General features: G+C 37.8%; 6 protein-coding genes and 1 pseudogene. 2 read left to right on the forward strand and 5 right to left on the reverse strand.

Annotated features, from left to right (window positions below; translation table 11 throughout):
* The 5 genes and pseudogenes from WBJ10_RS13130 to WBJ10_RS13150 all read right to left on the reverse strand — a co-directional run.
* The coding region (locus WBJ10_RS13130) for a RagB/SusD family nutrient uptake outer membrane protein (protein ID WP_424291021.1) at window positions 1–957 on the reverse strand (957 nt) is incomplete at its 3' end.
* 21 nt (window positions 958–978) lie between these two features.
* A complete protein-coding gene (locus tag WBJ10_RS13135) occupies window positions 979–4,146 on the reverse strand; it encodes a SusC/RagA family TonB-linked outer membrane protein (protein WP_424291023.1) in 3,168 nt (1,055 codons plus the stop codon).
* 441 nt (window positions 4,147–4,587) lie between these two features.
* Window positions 4,588–5,763, reverse strand: a complete 1,176-nt coding sequence (locus WBJ10_RS13140; RefSeq protein ID WP_424291025.1) for a FecR family protein — start codon at window positions 5,761–5,763, stop codon at window positions 4,588–4,590.
* A gap of 93 nt (window positions 5,764–5,856) precedes the next feature.
* Window positions 5,857–6,435: an RNA polymerase sigma factor gene (locus tag WBJ10_RS13145; RefSeq protein ID WP_424291027.1), complete on the reverse strand. Its 579-nt coding sequence runs from the start codon at window positions 6,433–6,435 to the stop codon at window positions 5,857–5,859.
* 609 nt (window positions 6,436–7,044) lie between these two features.
* A pseudogene (locus tag WBJ10_RS13150) lies at window positions 7,045–7,131 on the reverse strand (carbohydrate-binding family 9-like protein); the annotation flags it as partial.
* A gap of 145 nt (window positions 7,132–7,276) precedes the next feature.
* Between WBJ10_RS13150 and WBJ10_RS13155 the strand changes: the two are divergent.
* Together WBJ10_RS13155 and WBJ10_RS13160 are read left to right on the forward strand one after the other, a co-directional pair.
* Window positions 7,277–7,453 carry a hypothetical protein gene (locus WBJ10_RS13155; RefSeq protein ID WP_424291029.1) on the forward strand — a complete coding sequence of 59 codons (177 nt, stop codon included), beginning with the start codon at window positions 7,277–7,279 and terminating at the stop codon, window positions 7,451–7,453.
* A gap of 6 nt (window positions 7,454–7,459) precedes the next feature.
* Window positions 7,460–8,425 (forward strand): DUF4238 domain-containing protein, encoded by a 966-nt coding sequence (locus tag WBJ10_RS13160; protein ID WP_424291031.1) that lies wholly within the window; start codon window positions 7,460–7,462, stop codon window positions 8,423–8,425.
* Window positions 8,426–8,531: the final 106 nt, after the last annotated feature.

An 8,531-nucleotide genomic window follows, 5' to 3' on the forward strand; every position in this document is an offset into this window, starting at 1 on the left:
ATTTTGATCTTTTTCAAAGGAATTAACCCAATGGCTTTGAGGAACAAAGTTACTCCATGCACCTGATCCGGTAAATTGAGATGGTGCACCTCTGGGGGCAGTTCGATATACTATATTACTTCCTTCACCATCATTGCCCCCTCTAAATTGTGTATCGAATACAATTTCTTGGTTTCCTTCAGATGATTCCCTAAAAACATCTCTGAAATTAGGAAGGATATTATAGCTTTTTAAATTATTTATTTCCTCACTTACACGAACGGCTTCACTCCATTTGTTTTGCCATAAATAAGACTTTGCTAGAAATCCCAGAGCAGCACCTTTTGTCGCCCGTCCTGAATTTTTTCCGTCCCATTTTGTAGGCAAAACAGCTACTGCTTCATTCAGATCTTTCTCAACTTGAGCCCATACGTCTTTTGCAGACGCCCGCGGAATTTCCATATTAGAATTAGCATCTAATTCGTCCAAAACCAAAGGAACGCCACCAAAATAACTAACTAAGCGATAATAATAAATCGCTCTCAGGAATTTTGCCTGTGCAATGATATTGACCTTAATAGCCGCATCAAGTTTTTCCATTTTACCAACCCGTGATATAGCAAAATTGGCGCGGCTCACACCAACGTAGGTTTGCTGGTACAAATCTCGGATTTTAGTATTGCTCGGAGGTAAATTCAGTGAATGAATTTCTATTCTGGCAGCAGAACCATCCATTTCATATAAGTCGCCGCTCATTGCCCATTCGATATCCGCAGCATCAATTGAAACACCAAAAGTCTCATTGGGTTGTAACTGCCCATAAACACTAATAAGTGCAGACTGAGCATCTGATTCGGTAAGAAAAAAATTAGCATCCGTTAACTGGTCTTTAGGTGTTAAAATCAAAAACTCATCCTTACAAGAAGACAATACACCAATGCTAATAAACACCACAAAATACTTGAATAACGTTTTCATTTCGTTAAAAGTTAAATTAATTTATAAAGTAATATTTAATCCAGCAGATATGGTGCGCGGCATCGGATATACACCGTCATCGATTCCAGCCCTCAGTGGATTTGTACTTCCCACTTCCGGATCGAATCCCGAATAAGCAGTAAATGTAAATAGGTTTTGTGCACTCACATAGATTCGTAAATTATTTAAAGTCTTTGTTCTTAACAGAGTAGATTTAGGAAGATTATAACCCAGAACTAGATTTCTTAATCTCACATAATCCCCTTTTTCCACATAGAAAGAAGAGGCGTTTGCATAATTACCGTTGGCATCAACGTATTTAAGCTTAGGTATCTCGTTACGACCACTTCCTGGTGTCCAACGATTTAAAACATTTATTGAACTATTCACCACACCTGTACCCCCGAAATACTTCATTGGGTAAGTAGAAAATTTATTGGAATGATAGATTTCATTCCCGCCAATACCTTGAAGCATTACGTTTAAGTCAAAACCTTTAAAAGTTAGATCTAGGTTCATCCCATACATAATGTCCGGCCATGGCTTTCCTAATTTTACTTTATCTTGATCTGTTAACAGGCCATCCCCATTCATATCCTTAAACCTGAAATCACCTGCGATTGCATTGGGCTGTAATTTCTTATTAACCTCCTCGTTAGTTTGATAAATACCATCCACAATAAAGCCTCGATAATAACCAATCGGTTGTCCGACTTCTGTATAAGAAGAGCTCATGCTCGTAAAGGTAATTGTAGGACCAGTGATGGGTCTCCCTACCCCCAAACTTTTCACTACATTGGTTAACGTTGAGAAATTTCCATTTACATTGATATTTAGTTCTCCAATGTTGGTTTTGTAACCTAATAAAAATTCAAGTCCTTTATTCTGCACTTCCCCACCATTTACGGATGGAGCTGTAGCAAATCCTGCTTCATAGGATACTGGCAAATTGACCAACATATCCTTTGTATTTTTGATGTAATAATCCATTGTTAAGTAGACTGCATCTTTAAATAAAGTAGCGTCAATACCGATATTGGATTGTTCTGTCGTTTCCCATTTCAAATCCGTATTCCCTGGTCTAGATAGCGAAGCTCCTAAAACAATGTCCTGACTAGTTCCCAATACGTAATTATCCCCTGGTGTACCACTCCTTATCGTATTTAAATAGCCAAAAGCGCCGATGGCGTCATTCCCAAGCTGACCCCAGCTCGTCCTGATTTTCAAAGCATCTATAAAGCCAAAATTTTCCATAAAACCTTCTTCTGAAATATTCCAACCTGCTGAAACAGAAGGAAAATTTCCCCACTTATTATTTGGACCAAAATTGGACGACCCATCTCTTCTCATACTAGCAGAAAACAGGTATTTATCTTTGAAAGAATAGTTGATACGTCCAAGATAGGAGGCTAAAGCATAATCACCCCTTGAACCGCTAGCTTGGCGCAAATCTGATTTACTGCCATTAATAACTTGTAACTGTTCATTAGCAAACTGCCTGCCTATCGCTGTAATAAAGCTTGTTGCGCTTTTTTGTGCAGTCTGACCGATAACAGCAGAAAAATTATGGTCGTTAATGTATTTCGAATATGCCAGCGTATTTTCAATAAGCCAGGTCATATCTGTAGAAGAACCTTCGCTCAAGTATGCCTGCAGATTTCGGTAATGCCCCCGTTCAGCTGTTGGCTCCCAAGCTGAATTTTGATTATTATCATTATCAATTCCTAAACTGGTTTTGAATTTCAAATTCGGAATGATTTCATAAGTTCCAAATACATTTCCCAAGACTCTTGAGTCTTTAAGACGGTTATCCATTGATCGGGCACGAAGAACCGGATTGTCTCCTTGTGTTGTATAATATGCTGAAGAACCATTGATAAGTGCATCAGGGCCCAAAGTTGGATAAAATTCCTGAGCAAGATTAAATATCCCATAATTCATCACCTGATTTTGCTGGCCTTTGGCTTGCGTTTGCGTAAAGGCTAATGAACCACCAAAAGCAAGTTTATCGCTCGCTGTTAAATCTGCCGTATATCTTCCTGTAAAACGTCTATATTTTGTTTCTATCATAGTACCTTCTTGATTCAAGTAACCAAGCGAAACTGCTGTTTTTAATTTTTGAGTGCCCCCGGATGCACTAAAATCATAATTTTGAATTGGGGCATCCCGAAATACCTGATCGATCCAATTAGTTCCTTCACCAAAAGACGCTGGATTGGCCCATTCTGGATTGGGCGTCATCCCCGAATTAGTGTACAACTCATTTGCCAAAGTAGCAAATTGCACTGCATTCAAAAATTGAGGCTTTTTCCAGAGTTGCTGGATACCTAAAGACGAGTTAAAATTGACTTTCGACAATCCGTCTTTTCCTCTTTTTGTCGTTATTAATATAACCCCATTAGCAGCTCTTGAACCATATATTGCAGCTGAAGCCGCATCCTTTAAAACTTCAATTGTTTCTATATCATTAGGATTGATAACAGATAAGCCGTCAATTTTATCTGAACTCCTATCTATTCCCAAACTACCACTGCCGATAGGAAACCCATCTACGACATACAAAGGTTGATTACCTCCTGTCGTACCCACCCCTCTTATGCGAACCGATGATGAACCGCCTGGTGCTCCAGAGGTTTGCGAAACGTATACTCCTGGTACTTTCCCCTGAATCGCAGATGTAAAGCTAGGGGTGGCAACTTTAACTAAATCTTCTGCTTTAATTGAAGAAATTGCACCTGTCAAATCTTTTCTGCGCTGAGTACCATAACCAACCACAATCACTTCCTCCAATGACGTATTCGCTTCTTCTAGTTTAACATTAATTGAAATACGATTATTCACCGTCACTTCCTGCGTTACATATCCGATAAAAGTAAATACAAGAATGCTGAGGTTATCAGGAACGGTGATCGTGTACCGTCCCTCCAAGTCTGTAGTAGCTCCAATGGTAGTTCCTTTTAGTTTGACACTTACCCCTGGAAGGGTTTCACCCTTCGTATCTATTACCTGCCCTGTAACTACAATATCCTTTAAATCCTCAATTTTATTTTCCCGAAAGATCTCTTCCTTCTCTTTGACAGAGATCGTATTTTTGTTAATACTGTAGGTTAATGGCTGCTCACTAAAGATTTCTATAAGCACTTTTTCGAATTTCGCACCTTTTACCATTATATCCACCGGTTTGGCCATTCTTAAAAGATCATCAGTATAAACAAAATTATAGCCACTTTGAGCTGTAAGTTCCTTTAATACTGATTTTAAAGAAGCATTTGAGTGCGACATGCTGATCTTTTGCGCGAAACCGGTAGCATAAACCTGCATTAAAGAAGCGATCAAGATCATTGTGGTTAGTCGCATAATGAGCAATAATTTTGAGTTATGCCCCTTGGGCATATCTGGTTCTTTAGTATAAATGTTATACATTTGTAACGTTTGGTTATAGCAAAATGCCTTTGTTTCGAAGCTGCGGCATCTGCGGTTAGACTTGTTAATTTATTATTGACAATTGCCAAACAGAAACCAGGATTATTTTCGGCTTCCTGGTTTTTTTTGGGCTTAACCTGATTGTTGTTAAATTCCTACATATAGTCCAGTTTAGGGTTGATATTTAGTTAATTAGTATGTTAAATCTCATTTAGACACTAAAATCCGCCTGCCCTTAATCACAAATTTCACTCTACCAGTTGATTCAAGAGATTTTAAAACCTCGGATATATTTTCAAATCTGGAAAGAGCTCCTCCAAATTTATTTTTCGGTATTTCACCTACATACTCCACCTCCACATTATACCAGCGGGCTAACATTCGCATAATATACTGGATGTCGACGCTTTCAAAAACAAATCGGTTGCCTTTCCATGCCACAGCTAATTCGGTATCTACATTTTCGACCATCAATCCCTTCGAAGTTAATATGGATTGTTGTCCGGGTTTTAAAAATTTGCCTGTTCCCTTGTTTTTAATTACCTTAATACTGCCTTCAAGTAAAGTAGTTTTCACTTCTGGCTCGTCTACATAGGAATTGATGTTGAACTGGGTTCCAAAGACCTCCACAATTTGACTATGTGTCTTAACTATAAAAGGATGTACTTTGTCTTTTGCAATTTCAAAGTAAGCTTCGCCTTCCAGTTCCACCGTTCGGCTGTTCTGCGACATAAAACTTGAGGGGAAAGTTAATTTTGAAGCGGCGTTTAACCACACATTTGAGCCATCTGGCAAACGTAAGCGGTAGCTTCCTCCATTTGGAGTTTCAATGGTATTATTCTGATTCAGCCTAAATGTTCCATGCTCATTATCATCTAAAATTGTAAAAACCAGCTCACCATCAGTCGTCTTAACTATCCTAATTCCGGAATGTTCTGCCAGAATTCCATTTTTTGCGTCTGTCAAAATTATTTGCTTTCCATTGGCCAACGTAATAACGGCTTTGTCCCCACCAGGAATGATTTCATCTTTAGGTTGCGACTTAACTATTGGTTTGGCAATTCTCTTTTCTGGAAGATAGAAAAGACCTACTCCAATAACTAATAATACAGCTGCAGCAAAAGACACGGACCAATTGACAATTTTCCTTTGATCAACAGCATTATTACGGGGCTGGGGGAAGTGAATATTTTTTTGAATAGAACTTTCTAACTCGGATTTTAACAAAAGACGATCTTCTGCACTTAGTCCACCAGTAAACTCATCCCTCAAGTCGAATGCTTGATAATAAGCGTCCAGGAACGCTAATTCTTCTCGGGAGGCATTTCCAGCGTGGTATTTTTCAATAATTTTGAGAAAATGATCCCGTTGAAGCTGATCCATATATTGCTTATCTATATATATGTGTCAGAAAATGGGGATTCCGCCCAGTGGCCTAAAAAATAAATGCGCAGAATGTCAAATTAATCCCGATAATTAATTTCCTGCGAAAACTACCAATAATATGAAGAGCAAAAAAGCAGTCTTCAGTTTTAATATTGCTCTTCCCAAATGATTTCGGATTGTCTTTGGAGAAAGTTGAAGTTTTAATGCTATTTCATCCGGTCTAAGGTCTTCCTGATATCGCATTTTGAATATGAGTCGCTGTTGATCTGGCAGAGAATCTAGAAGGACCTCGTAAGTCCTCATGATTTCCTTTCCTAGTACTTCAGCGTCAGCACTTTCATGATTACCTTCCAGTTCATATAAAAGATCTGGAATAGGCACAAAAAGCTCCTGCTTTTGAATTGCCTTATAAACGTGATTTTTAGTTACTGTATATAACCATGCTGGAAGGTTCTCAATTCGGGATTCGGTCCCTCTAGTCCACATTGAAATAAATACTTCTTGAGCAATATCTTTCGCTTGATCTTGGTCACCAATACGTTTGTATGCTTCATCTAATACATCTCTCCAATACCTTTCAAATAATTCATCGAAAGCCGGTTTAGAACCTTCACTCAACTTTATCAGCAGTAAGCTATCCTCAACAGTATGTACTTTTCTCGCGGACATAATAGAAATCTTAAAAAAGCATATTTATCAATTGCTATATAATTCACCTATTATTAAAAATAGCTAATGAAACCCTATAGTTTTACTGCCTTTTAATCCATGTATTAATTCAACACGGAGAAATACTCTCAGAAAACAAACTACTGTCACTCGTCAACTAATAACTAACTTACACTATTAAATTTACCAAAAAATCAAGATAAGGAGCTTGAGATAATATTGAATGTAAAATACTCCAGCTTTCTATTCAGAAGGATTATGTCCTTTGAAATATTATTTTCTGTAAATTCAGCATTTTATTCTAATTTCTATATACCAATTACAAACTTTTTACAGCCAATGATCTGGAACAGAGTCAAAAATCTCTTAAAACAGGGAATAAGAGTAAGGTTCAGAATATTATCTGCTAATCTATAAGTCATCCCGACGCAAGACAAGTTTTCAAAAATAAATTGGCTTTAAGAATACGGTCATCGAAGCCCTTAATTCTGACGCTTCTAATTTCAGGAAAGTAGTAAAACTCTTTTGCTGCTCGTCAAAACAATCAACCTTTCAATCGATAACTCCAATTACTCAACAGTGTCATCAGCTACCCCAGTCAAAAACACATTATTCAAAGATCAGTCTTCCAAAATACTGCGGAAGATGGAACTTGGGTTGGAGGTTATGAACTTTTGACCATGTTAGATAATGGGGATTTGTACTCTTGCTGGAGGTCCTTGATTATTCACCTGTATAAGTACTGCCCAAAATCGAAAAATGCTATTCATGCCCCCAGCTTAGCCCGGAATTAGGTGGTCAACTTCACCGGAATTTCCAAATAAGCAATTAAACGCCAGATATGGATAGAAGGTCATCCAGAGTAGATACATTAAAGGTGCTCGGTACGCTTTGTCTGGCAATCCTGGATAATTTTTTAATAAACTTGCTGGCATATTACCGCCTGAACCTTATCGAGCTAAGCTCATACGCTTGCATAAGACGGGGCAATAATTTGGCGACGTTTTCAAATAACTGATAAGCCATGGGACCACCGTACATCCAGACCAAGTATTCTAAACGTCACCATTTCCTACCTATCTTTTACTTAAAAGGGTTTACAGACAACCAAAGAATCTTTTATGTATATGATAAGATTGAAAATAAGTTCCTTGATAAGCAAATACCTGCCAGTAAATACTTTGAAAAAGACTTGAATAATTATAAAGTCAATGGAAAAATACACTTTACGCTAGAAGAATCATTTTTCACTCCAATCGATACCGATGCAGCGCCACTTTTTGCTGATTTACAAAACATGGACTACGATGCTGATAACTTCACGTACCTGGATAAATTCAGGATACTTCACTTCCTCATGTTTTTATATTGGCGTTCTCCAAATTCAAAATCCAAATTTTTAGACCTTATAGATAAAGAGGGCTTTTCAAACCGATATTTTGGTTTTCATAAAGACGGAGTTTTATTGAAAGATAAAGAAATACCTGATATAAAAATATCAGCGATGAAAGATGACCAATTTCAAAAACTTTATAAGTTGATGACTCCACTTTCAAACGGGGCTTTGAATGAACTTTACAACATCGTTGATAACTGGAACTTATATAGCTTACATGATCCTGGAACCTTGGTAGTGGGAGACAATCCATTCGTGATAAACAACCCTAATCCCAATTTAGATTCTACGTTCGGGGAGCTGATATTCCCCTTGAGTCGTTCAAGGTTATTAATCCTATCAAAAAGTGTCCCTGCATTTTTGGACTCAACATTAACAAACTTTATCAATTTGTCAATCTTAGATTCCTCAAATCGTTTTATCAGCTGCGATAACAAAGAAGCGTTAACCCAATTGGTTGACCGGTATCTTGCGCTTAAAATCAATAGTTCCCATTACGACATTAAACACGCGACATTTGAGACGATGCATATACAAGCGAAATTCAAGTCTTTCGAGCATTATTGTGAACATCTGAAAAACCGTCATTTGTAAGGCCGAGGTTTCAAATCCATCAGCAATGTCCTGCTTATGATCATGAACCTTTTCTAAATAGCAGTGTCATTCCTCATCCACCTCCACCCCCAAAAGCCAGCAACTC

It is taken from the genome of Daejeonella sp. (assembly GCF_049655485.1).
Classification (GTDB): domain Bacteria; phylum Bacteroidota; class Bacteroidia; order Sphingobacteriales; family Sphingobacteriaceae; genus Daejeonella.